The sequence below is a fragment of the Amycolatopsis sp. NPDC058340 genome (assembly GCF_042723975.1).
Taxonomy (GTDB): domain Bacteria; phylum Actinomycetota; class Actinomycetes; order Mycobacteriales; family Pseudonocardiaceae; genus Amycolatopsis.
Genome location: NZ_JBHXIB010000055.1, coordinates 21,005 through 34,220 on the forward strand (window position 1 = coordinate 21,005; position 13,216 = coordinate 34,220).

Annotated in this window: 15 protein-coding genes; 9 read left to right on the forward strand and 6 right to left on the reverse strand. The window is 69.5% G+C overall.

The features are described 5' to 3' along the window. Positions 1-66: 66 nt before the first annotated feature. The gene (locus ACFWIW_RS35790; protein ID WP_378372521.1) at positions 67-228 is read right to left on the reverse strand and encodes a hypothetical protein; all 162 of its coding nucleotides are present in this window, start codon (positions 226-228) and stop codon (positions 67-69) included. 256 nt (positions 229-484) lie between these two features. Further along, positions 485-1,084, reverse strand: a complete 600-nt coding sequence (locus ACFWIW_RS35795) for a TetR/AcrR family transcriptional regulator (RefSeq protein ID WP_378372522.1) — start codon at positions 1,082-1,084, stop codon at positions 485-487. A 98-nt stretch (positions 1,085-1,182) separates the two neighbouring features. On the opposite strand from ACFWIW_RS35795, the gene ACFWIW_RS35800 reads away from it, so the two are divergent. Further along, positions 1,183-2,673, forward strand: a complete 1,491-nt coding sequence (locus tag ACFWIW_RS35800; RefSeq protein WP_378372523.1) for a carboxylesterase/lipase family protein — start codon at positions 1,183-1,185, stop codon at positions 2,671-2,673. A gap of 35 nt (positions 2,674-2,708) precedes the next feature. Here the strand turns inward: ACFWIW_RS35800 and ACFWIW_RS35805 are convergent, their stop codons facing one another. Continuing rightward, a complete protein-coding gene (locus tag ACFWIW_RS35805) occupies positions 2,709-4,157 on the reverse strand; it encodes an MFS transporter (RefSeq protein ID WP_378372524.1) in 1,449 nt (482 codons plus the stop codon). Between the two features lie 82 nt (positions 4,158-4,239). Between ACFWIW_RS35805 and ACFWIW_RS35810 the strand changes: the two genes are divergently transcribed. Beyond that, positions 4,240-4,839 (forward strand): TetR/AcrR family transcriptional regulator, encoded by a 600-nt coding sequence (locus ACFWIW_RS35810; RefSeq protein WP_378372525.1) that lies wholly within the window; start codon positions 4,240-4,242, stop codon positions 4,837-4,839. Positions 4,840-4,964: 125 nt separating this feature from the next. Here the strand turns inward: ACFWIW_RS35810 and ACFWIW_RS35815 are convergent, their stop codons facing one another. Then, positions 4,965-5,588 (reverse strand): TetR/AcrR family transcriptional regulator, encoded by a 624-nt coding sequence (locus ACFWIW_RS35815; protein ID WP_378372526.1) that lies wholly within the window; start codon positions 5,586-5,588, stop codon positions 4,965-4,967. Between the two features lie 90 nt (positions 5,589-5,678). Between ACFWIW_RS35815 and ACFWIW_RS35820 the strand changes: the two genes are divergently transcribed. Next, a complete protein-coding gene (locus tag ACFWIW_RS35820) occupies positions 5,679-6,761 on the forward strand; it encodes a Gfo/Idh/MocA family protein (protein WP_378372527.1) in 1,083 nt (360 codons plus the stop codon). Between the two features lie 198 nt (positions 6,762-6,959). Further along, positions 6,960-7,136: a hypothetical protein gene (locus ACFWIW_RS35825; protein WP_378372528.1), complete on the forward strand. Its 177-nt coding sequence runs from the start codon at positions 6,960-6,962 to the stop codon at positions 7,134-7,136. Between the two features lie 41 nt (positions 7,137-7,177). On the opposite strand, the gene ACFWIW_RS35830 is transcribed toward ACFWIW_RS35825, so the two are convergent. Next, complete coding sequence (locus tag ACFWIW_RS35830) at positions 7,178-7,774, reverse strand: TetR/AcrR family transcriptional regulator (RefSeq protein ID WP_378372529.1); 597 nt, start codon at positions 7,772-7,774, stop codon at positions 7,178-7,180. A 123-nt stretch (positions 7,775-7,897) separates the two neighbouring features. Here ACFWIW_RS35830 and ACFWIW_RS35835 point away from each other — a divergent pair, with 123 nt between their 5' ends. After that, positions 7,898-9,238, forward strand: a complete 1,341-nt coding sequence (locus tag ACFWIW_RS35835) for a flavin monoamine oxidase family protein (protein ID WP_378372530.1) — start codon at positions 7,898-7,900, stop codon at positions 9,236-9,238. A 244-nt stretch (positions 9,239-9,482) separates the two neighbouring features. Here ACFWIW_RS35835 and ACFWIW_RS35840 read toward each other — a convergent pair whose 3' ends face one another. Beyond that, complete coding sequence (locus ACFWIW_RS35840; protein ID WP_378372531.1) at positions 9,483-10,043, reverse strand: peroxidase-related enzyme; 561 nt, start codon at positions 10,041-10,043, stop codon at positions 9,483-9,485. Positions 10,044-10,165: 122 nt separating this feature from the next. On the opposite strand from ACFWIW_RS35840, the gene ACFWIW_RS35845 reads away from it, so the two are divergent. The 4 genes from ACFWIW_RS35845 (at position 10,166) to ACFWIW_RS35860 (ending at position 13,163) form a co-directional block, all read left to right on the forward strand. Beyond that, complete coding sequence (locus ACFWIW_RS35845; RefSeq protein WP_378372532.1) at positions 10,166-10,561, forward strand: BlaI/MecI/CopY family transcriptional regulator; 396 nt, start codon at positions 10,166-10,168, stop codon at positions 10,559-10,561. After that, on the forward strand, positions 10,558-11,499 hold the full coding sequence (locus ACFWIW_RS35850; RefSeq protein WP_378372533.1) for a M56 family metallopeptidase: 942 nt from the start codon (positions 10,558-10,560) through the stop codon (positions 11,497-11,499). Before ACFWIW_RS35845 ends, ACFWIW_RS35850 begins: the two co-directional genes overlap by 4 nt. A gap of 78 nt (positions 11,500-11,577) precedes the next feature. Next, the gene (locus ACFWIW_RS35855; RefSeq protein WP_378372534.1) at positions 11,578-12,309 is read left to right on the forward strand and encodes a DsbA family protein; all 732 of its coding nucleotides are present in this window, start codon (positions 11,578-11,580) and stop codon (positions 12,307-12,309) included. Continuing rightward, positions 12,306-13,163 (forward strand): cytochrome c biogenesis CcdA family protein, encoded by an 858-nt coding sequence (locus ACFWIW_RS35860; protein WP_378372535.1) that lies wholly within the window; start codon positions 12,306-12,308, stop codon positions 13,161-13,163. The genes ACFWIW_RS35855 and ACFWIW_RS35860 overlap by 4 nt, the downstream gene beginning before the upstream one ends. Positions 13,164-13,216: the final 53 nt, after the last annotated feature.

The window sequence follows — 13,216 nt, forward strand, 5'->3', positions numbered from 1 at the left end:
TCGGGCATGTGACACAAGTGGAACGACGAGAATGAACGGAGAACAAACGACGCAATGCGGCGCGAGTCAGTTCGCCCTGAGGAGCGTGTAGATCTCGACCCGTTGTGTGCCGGTGCCGGTGGACACCACCAAAGCGCCCTTGACGGTGGTGACGACACCACGGCTCCACTTGCCCAGTTCCCGGACCGGGATCTTCATGGTCCATGGCCGTTCGGTGTCGTCACACATAACGGAGAGGGTGGAATTCCCGTTCGCCGTCGCCTGGAGGGCGCGAAGGATCAACATCCCTTTCGCGTGATGCTTCGTCGGTGTACAGGAAGTCGTGCCGCTCGCCACGAGGATGTGGTCACTTTGGACACTCAGCGACGTCACCGAGACCGCGGAATCGTGCGCGGCAAAACGATCAACCGAAACCGCCAGTTCGGCACAAGCCGGAAACACTGCACGCCGGTCTCGCCGTCCGGCGTGCAGGTGATCGGTCAGGTCACGCACTCCCGAACAGCCGATCCAGATGCACGTCGATCGCGGCGAGCGCGTCCTGGGGCTCGATCACGTCGAGTTCGATCAGGGAGGCGAAGCCGGTGAGGGCGAGGAGCAGGTTGGTCTCGGTCGCCGGGTCGCGGCCGGAGTCGACGTACCCGTCGGCGATCGCCTGGCGGACCGCCTGCTCGACGAGGGCCCGCCCTTCGACGAGGCCGCGGCGCGCATGGTCGTGTACGGCCTCGTCGTGCAGTGCCTCCAGGACGTAGGCGGCGTTCATCCGGCTGGTCGCGCGGGCGTCGGCATGCAGGGGGAGCATTTCCGCGAGCGTCAGCCGCAGCACGTCGCGGGGGTGCGGACGGTCACCGAGCTTTTCGAGCCCCTGGCCTACGCGCACCGCGGTCTGCTCGGACGCGAAATCCATGGCGAAGGAGAGCATGGCGGTCCGGGAGGCGAAGTAGTGCTGCAGCTGCCCGAGTGACATGCCCGCCTCCTGTGCCACCACGCGCATCGTCAGGTGTGTGACGCCGCGCTGCTCCACCACCCGCCACAGTGCGCGGGCGATCGCTTCTCGGCGTCCGCGGTGATCCACCTGTTTCGGCATCGCCGTCCCCTCCCTCGTCCCCCCGGGATCTTTCCAATACAGTTGACATAATACACCTGACCTATAACCCTGGGGTGCACTCGAGGGAGGGAATCGTCATGTCCGAACAGCCAAAGGTACGGACCACGGAGGGCGTGGTGCAGGGGCTCTGGCGGCAGGGGCACGCGGTGTTCCGCGGTATCCCCTATGCCCAGCCCCCGGTCGGAACGCTCCGCTTCGCCGCGCCCGCGCCGCCGCACCGCTGGGAGGGGACGAGGCAGGCGATCGAGTTCGGTCCTGTGGTGCCGCTGTCCCTGCCGATCGACGTGCCCCCGCAGGGCACCGACTGGCTGACGCTCAACGTCGGCACTCCGGATCCCGGCGCGGCGGGTCTGCCGGTGCTGGTGTGGATCCCCGTGGGCGGCTACCTCTCGGCGGCGTCGAGCGATCCGATGTACGACCCGGCGGCGCTGGCCGAGGCGGGAGTCGTCGTGGTGACCATCAACTGCCGCGTGGGCGCGGAGGGATTCGCGTTCCTCGACGACGCGCCACCCAACCGTGGGTTCCTCGACCAGATCGCGGCGCTGGAGTGGGTGCGGCGCAACATCGCCGCCTTCGGAGGCGACCCCGGCCGGGTCACCGTGGGCGGGGTGTCCGCCGGGGCGGGCTCGGTCGCCGCCCTGTTGACGATGAAGTCCGCGCGCGGCCTGTTCCGGCGGGCCATCGCCCATTCGGTGCCGGGGCTGCACAGCACCCCCGCGCTGGCCCGGGAGATCACCGCCGCGTTCGCGGACCGGCTCGGCGCGGCGGCCCCCACCGCCGAGGCCCTGCGCGACATCGACCCATGGCACCTGGCCGCCGAGCTCACCTCCTTCAACGCCGGCCTCCACGCGCACCGGGAGAGCTGGGGACGCCTCACGGAGACCGGCACCGCGCTGTGCCCCGTCGTCGACGGCGAGGTCTTCCCGGAATCGCCCTGGCCCGCGCTGACCGGCGCGCGCACGAGCGGGACCGAACTGCTCGTCGGCCACACGCGGGACGAATTCCGGTACTTCAGCGTCATGAGCGGACGGTACGGAACCTTCACCGAGGAGGACGCCCACGCGGCCCTGGAACTGCTCGCCCCGCGGCCGGACGGCACGCGGGCCTACCGTGCCGCGTTCCCGCAGGCGGGCCCGGAGGAGCTGGTGGAGACGGTGTACTCCGACGCCCTCTTCCGCATGCCGTCACAGAAACTGGCCGAGGCGAACGCCGCGGCGGGCGGCACCTCGTACCTCTTCGAACTGTGCTGGGCCGCCCCGGCCCTCGGCGGCATCCTGGGCGCTTGCCACAGCCTCGACGTACCACTGGCGTTCGGCACACTGGACAGCCCCGTCGGTACCCAGCTCATCGGCGAGGACCCCACTCCCGAGGCCGTCGCGCTCTCCCGCGAACTCCAGGAGGCATGGGTCCGCTTCGTCACCACCGGTGACGCGGGCTGGTCCGCCCACCGGCCCGGCGGGCACCTCACCCGCGTCCTGGACACCGAGTCGAAGACTCTGCCCTATCCCGAACAGGCATCCCGCCAGATCTGGGAGGGTCACTCCCCCGTCCCCTTCGATCTCTTGTGATTGTCCGGGCCGGCTCCCAAAACTGCGACGCGCGGTCACCCGCACGACGACGCTCGCCGTCGCGGTCCGGGCAACGTGAGCGCCACGGCGGCTACGGCCACCAGAAGCCCCGCGATGACCAGGAACGCACGTCCGTAGTCCGCGGCCAGCGCGTCCGGGGTGTCGGCGTCGCTTCCGGCGACAGTGACCAGCACGGCGAGCCCGAGTGCGCCGCCGAACTGTTTGGTGGTGTTCATCAACCCGGAGGCGGCGCCGGCGTCCGCGGCGTCGATACCGGAGGTGACCGTGGTGGTGATCGGGGTGGTGAGCAGCCCGCTGCCGACCGAGAACACGATCGCCGGCCCCAGGATTCCGAGCAGGTAACCACTGTCCGCGGTGATCCGGCTCTGCCACCAGAACCCCGCCGCGGCGATCAGCGCACCGGCGACGATCAACGCCCGGCCCTCGACGTGGCGCATCAACCAGGGCGTCACGCGTACACCGACGACAATGGCCACCACGGTATGCGGCAGAAAACCCAAACCGGTCTGAAGCGGTGTGTAGCGCAAGGACTTCTGCATGTACAAGCTCAGGAAGAACCACATCGGGTTCAGGCAGCCCCCGGCCAGCAGCATCGCCACGTTCCCCGCGGTGAGTGCCCGCGACCGGAACAGGCGCGGCGGGATCAGCGGCGCACGGGCGAACCTCGCCTCCACCACCACGAACAGGACCACCGCGACGGCTCCGGCGGCCAGGGCGACGATCGTCACCGACCCGCCCCAACCGTAGGTGCGGGCCTGGGCGATGCCGTAGGTCAGCGAGGTGAGACCGGTGGTGGCCAGCACCGCCCCGCCGACGTCGAGGCGACGCCCCCGCTCGCGTCCATCGTCTCTGCCAAGGAAGCGAGCCGCCAGGAAGATCACGACGGCGCCGATCGGGACGTTGACCAGCAGAATCGACCGCCACGTCAGGTACTCGGTGAGCACACCGCCCACGAGGTTGCCAGCCGTGCCGCCCGCGATCCCTACAGCGGTCCACGTGGCCAAGGCACGCGTCCGCGCGGTGCCTTCGGTGAAGGTGGCGGTGAGGACGGTCAGGGTGGCTGGAGCGAGCACGGCGGCACCCAGCCCCTGCACCGCACGAGCCACGATCACCAGAGACGCGGAGCCCGCCAGCCCGCCGACGAGGCTGGCACCCGAGAACACGACGAGCCCGAGTCCGAAGATCCGATTGTGGCCGAACAGGTCCGCGAGCCTGCCGCCGAGCAAGAGGAACCCGGCGAAGGTCAGCGCGTAGGCGTTGACGACCCATTGCAGCCCTGCCTCGTCGGTTCCGAGCGCCCGCTGGATCGAGGGCAACGCGACATTGACCACCGAGATGTCGAGCACCACCATGAACTGCGCCGCGCACGCCAGCGCCGGCACGACCCCGCCCGCGGTCCCCGGCTCGTCCTTGCCCGGCATGCCCGCGGCCAGCCGGCTGCCGGAAGTCTCCCGCCGACCCACTGATCCTCACCGCCATCTCGACGACCACCGTTATGATACAGATGTACCATAACGGGGTGTCACCTGCCGGAGGGAGGGCTCGGTGCCGAGGACGGTGGACCACGAGGAGCGTCGTGCGCAGATCGCCGAGGCATTGGTGCGGGTCGCGGGGCGGGACGGCCTGCATGCGGTGACGATGCGGGCAGTGGCCGCCGAGTCCGGGGTTTCGCTGCGGCTGGTGCAGTATTACTTCGCGACAAAGGCGCAGCTCATGCTCGGCGCGTTACGGCATCTGGAGCGCCGGAGTCATCAGCGCTGGGCGCAGCGGCTGGCCGCGTTACCGGACCCGGTTTCGCCAAGGGCGTTCGTCGAGGCCTTCCTCGCCGAGGCATTGCCCACCGACGAGCAGAGCCGCGTATTTCACCTCGTCGGCACCTCGTACGCGGTGCTGGCCATGACCGACCCCGAGCTCGCCGAAGAACCGTTCGTCACCGGGGTGGACAACCTGGAACAGCAGCTCGCGGACGCGTTGGCGCGGGCCCAAGTCGACGGCCTGCTGGCGCCGGAGCTCGACGTCACCGCCGAGGCCGCGCGTCTGCTCGCCCTCAGCCACGGGCTGGGCACCAGTGTCCTGATCGGACAGCGCGGCACGGAAGCCGCTCACTCCGTGCTGCGCTACCACCTGGACCAGCTGTTCGGCTGAGCCCTGATGGCCGCCGCCTCTCGCCGCACGGAATCCGCCTCAGCGGCGCGGGTGCGCTGCCGTGCCAGTCGAAGGCGCCGAACGCGACCAGGACCATCACCGCGAAGAGTGCGGCCACCGGAACGTCACCCTCGCGGCAAATCCCCGGATTTGCCAGCCACAGGACGGAGACCGTCCAGGATGACGCGCAGGTTCCGGCGCCATTGGTCGGGTTTCGCTTCGAGGCCGATGGTGTGGTCGGCGGGTATCGCGGTCGCGAGGACGAACGGGACATCACGCCAGTCGAGGTCATCGCGAATCAGCCCGGCGTGCTGCACCCGTTGGACAAGCCGCCTCATCGCTCGCTGAAGCCGGTCGACCCTGACCGCCAGATCAAGCCCGTCCGCCGCCCCGGACAACGCGTCGTGAAGACCGCAACTCGACACCCGCAACCGCACGTACACGTCGGCGAACTCGGCAAAACCGTGCCACGGGTCAGGATCGTCGACCGCACGCCGGGCACGGTCGGTCATCTCGTCGATGATGTCGGCGAGGATCGCCGCCAGCAGAGCATCCAACGACGGAACCCGCCGATAGAGGGTCCCCAGCCCCACGCCCGCGCGATGTGCGACGTCACGAGTCGTGACAGCGAGCCCCTGTTCATCGAGGGCTTGCCGCGCCGCGGCGATCAACCGCTCGACATTGCGTCGCGCATCCGCCCGCGGACGGGCCTCGCCCTGGGCGAGCAGCATCTCCACTGCCGACTGCATGCCCGCAGCCTAACCAACCGGGTCACCATGTTCCACTTCTGCTATCTTCGCGGAAGTGGAACATGGTGACCCGCTTAAGGAGGTCGTGCGGTGACCAAGCCGATCGGCGTCGGAGTCCTCGGAGCCAGCCCTGATCGAGGCTGGGCCGTGCGTGCCCACCTCCCCGCGATCACCGCGTCGCCCCGCTTCACGCTGGCCGCGGTGGCAACCACCCGGAAGGAAAGCGCGGAAGCGGCGCGCGCACGGTTCGGCGCACTACACGCGTTCACCGACCCTCATGGCCTTGCCGCGCACCCCGACGTCGACCTCGTGGTCGTCACCGTCAAAGTGCCCGCACACGTCGAACTGGTCACCGCGGCGCTCGACGCCGGCAAACACGTCTACTGCGAATGGCCGTTGGCCACAACAGCGGCCGAAGCCGCCGCACTGGCCGCCCGCGCGTCCGCTGCCCGAGTCCGCACCGCCGTCGGCCTCCAAGCACGGTTCTCACCGGCCATCCGCCGAGCACGGGCGATGATCACCCGAGGCGACCTCGGGACCGTGCAATCGGCGACGATCTACAGCTCCCGCGGCAAAGGCAGCACGCGTGACATTCCCGGCTGGACCGCCTACACCTACGACGACCGCAACGGCGCCGGGCTGATGGAGGTACTCGGAGGACACACCCTCGATCTCGTGCAGCACCTACTCGGACCGATCCGCGACCTGTCCGCCAGAACGGCCATCCGCTCCCCCGACCACCGGATCGCCGAAACCGGCGAACCCGTCACAGTCACCGCACCCGACCACTTCCTCGCCACCGCCGCGCTCGGCAGCGGCGCCATCGTGTCCGTTCACCTGCACGACGGCGAAGTGGCCGCACCCAGGACACGCATCGAGATCGCCGGCACCGAGGGAAACCTCGCGCTGACCTCCACGGCGGAAACCAGCCCATGGGCAGCACAGCTGCAGATCGGCCGGCTCGACCTCCACGAAACCCGGCCCGGCAGGCCGGAATGGACCCCTGTCCCGGTGAGCGCGGATCACGCGAGCACACTGCCCGCCGAAGCAGCCAACGTCGCGCGCCTGTACCACCAACTCGCGACCGACCTCCGCGACGGCTCGCACACCGTCCCCGACTTCCACGTCGCCCACTCACTGCACCAACTCATCGAACAGGCGGCGCGTCCCTGACACACCAGCCACGCCCCGTGGAGCACGACCACGACGAGTACGTCGCCCCCGCGGTCACCAAAAGCTCACCGGCTTCTTCGGCGAGCACCTGCCTGAACGAGGACGACATACCCCATTTCGCGGCGGCGCCGTGGCCGACGACCTCTTCAAGCTCACCGACGAGGAGATCGTCACCCGGTTCAGCTCCACCACCGCGTCGTGCCGTTCTGGGCACCCGGCGGACGCGCCTCACTGCCGACGCTGCGCGAACACCTCGGCCCCGTCCACCTTGCCGGCGACTACCAGCTCGACATGCCCTCACTCGCCGACGCGGCCTCGTCAGGCGAGCGGGCCGCCGAGCAGGTTCTGGCGAGCCTGTCCCGCCAGCCGAGCTGACGAAAACGAACCCGCGCCGTCCGCGGGCGGACCGGCAGCCGTCACACCCCCGCCAGGCCTTTCGCCATCTCCTTCAACGACTCCAGCCCCTCTCGGGCACGTGCGTCGTCAGGGTCGCAGACGTACTGCAAAGTCAGGCCGTCCACGCCGGCGACGATCATGCGCGCCAAGTGGTCCAAGGAAACAACGACGGTCTCGCCCGCGCGCTCGGCGGCGCGACGGCACCAGTCGGCGACGACGGCGGCGTACCGCTCGTACTGGTGCCGGGCGAGGTCCTCGTGGCCGGCGGTGCGCAAGGCGTACATGGTGAGTTCGTATTGGAGCAGCTGCAGCTCGCGCCCGTTCCGGACGAGCCTGGCCCAGTACGCGTCGAGCCCCTGCCGGATCGCGTTCGCCAGCCCTCCATCGGTAGCGGCGGACTCGGCGAGGACCTGGGCGATGTCGTCGACGACGCTCTCGATCACGGCACGGAGCAGCTTCTCCTTGGACGGGAAGACGTACTGCATGGTGGCCAGCGGAGCACCCGCCTCGGCGGCGACCACGCGCACCGATGTCTTGGCGACGCCGTGAGCGGCCAGCGCTGTGCGTGCGGCCGCGATGAACTGCTGCCGTCGAACCGCCGCCTCGACGTACGGCATGGCCACCCTCTTTCGGTCGGATGACCGAGATTTTGCCACGAACCCTTGTCAGGTATGCGCGGGCACGCCTAGCCTGAGGCAACTCGGTCACGTGACCGAATCTCCGGAACCAAGGAGCGAATCATGAAGGTCGTGGTCGTCGGCGCGGGGCTGGCGGGACTGTCCGCCGCACGGGAACTCAGCCGGAGCGGAGCCGATGTGGTCGTCCTCGAGGCCCGCGACCGGGTCGGTGGCAGGCTCGAGGGCGGTGAAATCAACGGCCATCCGATCGAACTCGGCGGCACCTGGATCGGCGACGGACACTCCCGGATGTACGAGCTCATCGACGAACTCGGACTCGAAACCTTCCGCACCTGGAACGACGAGGGCAAGGTGCTCATCCGGCTCGGCGGCAAGCGCGCCCTCGTCAGCGGCACCAAAGGCGCCGTGCCCAAGCTCAACCCGGTCGCGCTCGCCGACCTCGCGCAGGGCTTGGCCCGCTTCGGCAGGCTCGCCCGCACCGTCGACCCCGCCCGGCCGTGGGCGCACCCCAAGGCACGCCTGCTCGACGGCCAGACGTTCGAAACCTGGGTACGCCGCACTCTGCGCACCCCGAGCGGGCGGGCCTACTTCAGAGTCGCGACCGAAGCGATCTTCGCCACCGACGCCCACGACCTCTCCCTGCTGCACGCGCTCTTCTACGCGGTCAGCAACACCGACCTCGAAACCCTCGTCGCCGTCGACCGCGGTGCCCAGCAGGACCGTGTCGTGGGTGGCTCGGTCCTGGTGGCCCAACGGCTCGCCGACGGCCTCGACGTCCGGTTGTCCACCCCGGTCGTCTCCGTGGCCCACGACGCCACCGCCGTCACGGTCACCACCCGCGACGGCGAGGACTTCGCCGCCGACCATGCCGTGATCGCCCTCCCGCCGACGCTCGCCGGCCGCCTGCGGTACGACCCGGTGCTGCCCGCCTGGCGCGATCAACTCACCCAGAAACTTCCGGCAGGCACCGTCGCCAAGACCTTCGCCGCGTACCCGACGCCGTTCTGGCGCGAGCAGGGACTCAACGGCCAGATCGTGTCCGACACCGGCCCGGTCAAGGTCACCTTCGACGTCTCCCCGCCGGGCGGCGAGATCGGCATCCTCCTCGGCTTCGTCGAAGGGGGCGACGCCCGACGCTGGCAACGCCTCCCCGATGCCCAGCGCCGCCGGGCCGTGATCGATTCCTTCGTCCGTCACCTCGGCCCGCAGGCGGCCACCCCGGCCGCGTACGCGGAAAAGGACTGGAGCGCCGAGGAGTTCACCCGCGGCTGCTACGGAGCCCACTTCGCCCCCGGCGTGTGGACCGCCTACGGCGACATGCTGCGGCCACCGATCGGCCGGATCCACTGGGCCGGCGCCGAATACGCCGTCCAGTGGAACGGTTACATGGAAGGCGCTGTCCGCTCCGGCAACGCGACCGCACGAGAGATCATCGAGCTCTGACCTGGCTCATGCCGTTGCCGGGGACGTGGTCGGACGGCGCAGCTCGCACCAGGCGGCGTAGAACGGTCATGATCCCGATCGGCCAAGGCCGGTACACCCCTACTGGATCAATCCGTCGTCCGCCCAAGGGCACGACGTCTCCCTGCGCTTGAGCGCGACGGACGCCGACGGCGGCTCGATCACACAGTCCATCACCGCCGCCTACAGCGTCGCCAAGCGCTGAGCCCGCGAACGGAGGGAGGTGTCAGCGGCCCATCGAGTAGAACTCGGCGTTGGGTTTCAGTGCGGTGAGATGGGCGAGGCGGTTCGATGCGGCGAAGAACGCGGTGATGGCCCCGACATCCCAGATCTCGTCGTCGGTGAGTCCCGCCGCGCGGGCCTTGTCGATGTCCTTCTGGCCGAAGAGTTCCGGTTCGCGGGTCAGGGCCAGTGCCACGTCGACGATCGCCCGCTCGCGGTCGTCCAGTTCGGCTCCCCACGGGTTGGTGGCCACTCGGTCGGCCAGTTCCGTGTCCTTGGACCGCACACGCAGGATCGCGCCGTGGGCGACCACGCAGTAGACACAGTGGTTCGCCCCGGACGTGGCCACCACCACCAGCTCGCGCTCGGCTTTGCTGAGCCCGTCCGGCTTCGCCATGAGCACGTCGTGGTAGTCGAGGAACGCGCGGAGTTCGTCCGGCCGATGCCCGAGAGCCCGGAAGATGTTCGGGACGAAGCCGGACTTCTCGGCTATCACCCCGATGCGCTCGCGAAGATCCTCAGGCAGATCTTCGGCCTCGACGACACCGAATCGGCTTTCGGCCATGATTCCTCCTTGGCTATGGGGACCAGGGTACGAAGTTTCCGCGAATGCCCTCGAACACGGTCGGCGGACGGCGACAGGAGGCGACGTACCGGCACCGCGAGGTCCTGTGGTAGATCAAAGGGATGGCCGGTCTCGGTGATTTGGAGAGCCGCATCATGGCGGTGCTGTGGGACACCGACGCGCCGTGCACGGTGCGGGAGGTTCACGCGTCGCTGCAGGCCGAGCGCACTCTGGCCTATACGACGGTGATGACCGTCCTCGACAATCTGCACACGAAGGAATGGGTCGTGCGCGAGCGCGACGGCCGCGCCTGGTCGTACCGCCCGGCCCGCGCGCGTGAGGAGGCAGGTGCCCAGATGCTGCGGGATCTGCTGACCTCGTTGGGTGACCCCCGGGGTGTGCTGATGAGCTTCGCGCGCGACATGAGTTCCGAGGAGTCCGCGTTCCTGCGACAGGCCCTCGACGAGACGGGCACGGAAGAGCGCGGCCGTTCGCGGCGGAAGCCGAAGCGGTCATGACGCTCGCGGTCGGCCTGCTGCTCGCCTCGGTCGTGATTTCCGCCGGAGCACCGCGGTATCTGCGTCCCGGCAGTACGCCGCGCGTCCATCCGTCTCTGTCGCTGTGCGCCTGGCTGGTCGCGGCGCTCGCGATGGTCGGGAGCGCGCTGGCGGCGGCCGTGATCCTGCTGAGCCCGGATCCGGCGGTTCCGGATGGGGCGCTCGGGCTCGCCACCGCCTGCTGGCAGGCGATCGGGGACTCCGCCTTCCCCTGGCTGCTGCTCACCCGGCTGGTCACCGGGGTCACGGTGCTGGCGCTGCTCCTCCGCCTTTCCGGCGTCCTGGCCTCCGATCTGATCGTCGGAGGACGACGACGGCGCGATCACGCGACCAGTCTCCGCGCCGTCGCGCGGGTGACCGACGGCGTCTGGTGGGTGGACAGCGAACTGCCCGTCGCGTTCTCGGTCGGCAAGTACCGCCGTGGTGTCATCGTGGCCTCCACCGCCGTGGAACACCTCGGGAAGGACATCACCGAGGCGGTACTCGCCCACGAACGAGCACATCTGCGCGGGCACCACCACCTCGCGCTCACCCTTGCCAACGCGATGGCCCGCGCGCTGCCCTGGATACCCCTGTGCCGCGCGGCCCCGGCCGCGGTGTCGGTCCTCTGTGAACTGGCGGCCGACGCCGCCGCCGTCAAGACCTGCGGCCGCAACGCGGTCTCCCAGGCCTTGCGGCAGATGGCAGGCGGGGCTTCCCCGCCGGGCGTCGTCGGCTTCGGGGCACATATGCAGGCACGGCTCTCCTGGCTGAACCGGCGGCGTTCGTCGTTGTTTCGCAACAGCGGGCCGATTTCGCGCGGACTCGCCGGGACCGCGGCGCTCATCCCGCCGATGGCCTCCGCCGCCCTCGCCATCACCTCGATCACGGTTCTCTGCCTGAGCCGCACCGGCGGCTGACCCCCGGACGGACACCCGGCCCATCGTCTACTAAGTTCTTAGTAGTAACTACTAACGACTTAGTAGAGAGGTCGCGGAATGGCACGGGGAAACAGCGGCGCGCGACGGGGCCAGGGCGTTCCGAACCTGCTCATCGTCCTGGCGCTGGTGGCCGCCTTGGCCGGGCTCGTCATCTACGCGGCCACATCCTCGAACACCACGACCTCCGCTCCGGCCACCCCCGCCACCTCGCCCGCCAAGCCGCCCCTCGGCCCTCTCGGTGACCTCGCGCGCCGAACGCCGGGCGACCCTCTCGCCGTCGGCCGCGCGGACGCCCCCGTGACCATGGTGATCTTCTCGGACTACCGCTGCCCCTTCTGCGCGAAGTTCAGCCGCGACACCGAACCCACGCTGAGGGCGAAATACGTCGACACGGGCAAACTCCGCATGGAGTGGCGCGACTTCCCCATCTTCGGTGACCAATCCGTGCAGGCGGCCTCGGCCGCACGCGCGGCGGGCCGTCAAGGAAAATTCTGGGAGTTCAACCGTGCGCTCTACGCCGCGGCACCCGACAAGGGGCACCCGGATCTGCCTCCGGACCGGCTGCTCGCCTTCGCCCGCGAGGCGGGCGTTCCCGATCTCGAGCGTTTCCAGCAGGACACTAAATCGCCGGCACTGCTCCAAGAAGTGCAGAACGACCTCAACGAAGGTTCTTCGCTGGGCGTGACCAGCACCCCCGCCTTCTCGGTCAACGGTCATCCGATGCTGGGCGCGCAACCCGTGGAGCTGTTCGAGCAACGGATCGAGCAGTCGCTGGCGGGCCTTTCGTGACCGGCGTCAGCCTGCTCACCGCGTTCCTGGGCGGACTTCTGTCCCTGGTGAGTCCCTGCGCGGCCCTTCTGCTGCCGTCGTTCTTCGCCTACGCGTTCACGAGCGTCGGCACCCTGCTCTCGCGCACCGCCGCGTTCCTGGCCGGGCTGCTGGTCGTCCTCGTGCCGCTGGGTGCGGGCGTGGCCGCCATCGGCGAACTCCTCACGCGCTACCGCGACATCGCCACCACGGCAGGCGGCGCCCTGCTGGTCCTTTTCGGCCTCATGACGATTCTCGGCCTCGGGTTCGGCAGCGCGGCGGCGGGCCGGATCAGCGGAAGGCTGCGGATCTCCGGCACCGTGTCGGTCTTCGCCCTCGGGACCGTGTACGGGCTGGCGGGGTTCTGCTCCGGCCCGCTCCTCGGCGGCATCCTGACCGTCGCCGCGGTCGGCGCGCAGCCCCTTTACGGCGCCGCGCTGCTGGGGGTGTACGCCGTCGGCATGGCCGCTCCCCTGTTCCTGCTGGCACTGCTGTGGGACCGCTTCGACCTGTCCTCGCGACGCTGGCTCCGGGGCCGGGAACTGCGGATCGGCCCCCTGCGGACCCAATCGACGTCGTTGCTGTCCGGCCTGTTGTTCCTCGCCGTCGGGATCCTCTTCCTCGCGACCGACGGCACCGCCGCGGTCGGCGGCGCGCTCGGCGTCGACCAGCAATTCGAGGCACAGCAAGCGATCCAGCACACCCTGGGTCCGATCCCCGACGTCGTGGTGGCACTCGTGCTGGTGGTCGTCGTCCTGTCGGCGATCCTGCTGCGCCGCGCAGTGCGGCAACGAAGCCGTGGCGGCGTGTTGCGAAAGCCACTTTCGCAACGTTGAAGGTTGGGAAAGTGGCTTTCGCAACAGGAACGCCGACGGGGGCCACGAGCGGA

Bases quoted from the DNA above. Each gene is read 5' to 3' on its own strand.
- ACFWIW_RS35790 (WP_378372521.1), bottom strand. From the start codon at position 228: ATGTGTGACGACACCGAACGGCCATGGACCATGAAGATCCCGGTCCGG.
- ACFWIW_RS35795 (WP_378372522.1), bottom strand. From the start codon at position 1,084: ATGCCGAAACAGGTGGATCACCGCGGACGCCGAGAAGCGATCGCCCGC.
- ACFWIW_RS35800 (WP_378372523.1), top strand. From the start codon at position 1,183: ATGTCCGAACAGCCAAAGGTACGGACCACGGAGGGCGTGGTGCAGGGG.
- ACFWIW_RS35815 (WP_378372526.1), bottom strand. From the start codon at position 5,588: ATGCAGTCGGCAGTGGAGATGCTGCTCGCCCAGGGCGAGGCCCGTCCG.
- ACFWIW_RS35830 (WP_378372529.1), bottom strand. From the start codon at position 7,774: ATGCCGTACGTCGAGGCGGCGGTTCGACGGCAGCAGTTCATCGCGGCC.
- ACFWIW_RS35835 (WP_378372530.1), top strand. From the start codon at position 7,898: ATGAAGGTCGTGGTCGTCGGCGCGGGGCTGGCGGGACTGTCCGCCGCA.
- ACFWIW_RS35840 (WP_378372531.1), bottom strand. From the start codon at position 10,043: ATGGCCGAAAGCCGATTCGGTGTCGTCGAGGCCGAAGATCTGCCTGAG.
- ACFWIW_RS35845 (WP_378372532.1), top strand. From the start codon at position 10,166: ATGGCCGGTCTCGGTGATTTGGAGAGCCGCATCATGGCGGTGCTGTGG.
- ACFWIW_RS35850 (WP_378372533.1), top strand. From the start codon at position 10,558: ATGACGCTCGCGGTCGGCCTGCTGCTCGCCTCGGTCGTGATTTCCGCC.
- ACFWIW_RS35855 (WP_378372534.1), top strand. From the start codon at position 11,578: ATGGCACGGGGAAACAGCGGCGCGCGACGGGGCCAGGGCGTTCCGAAC.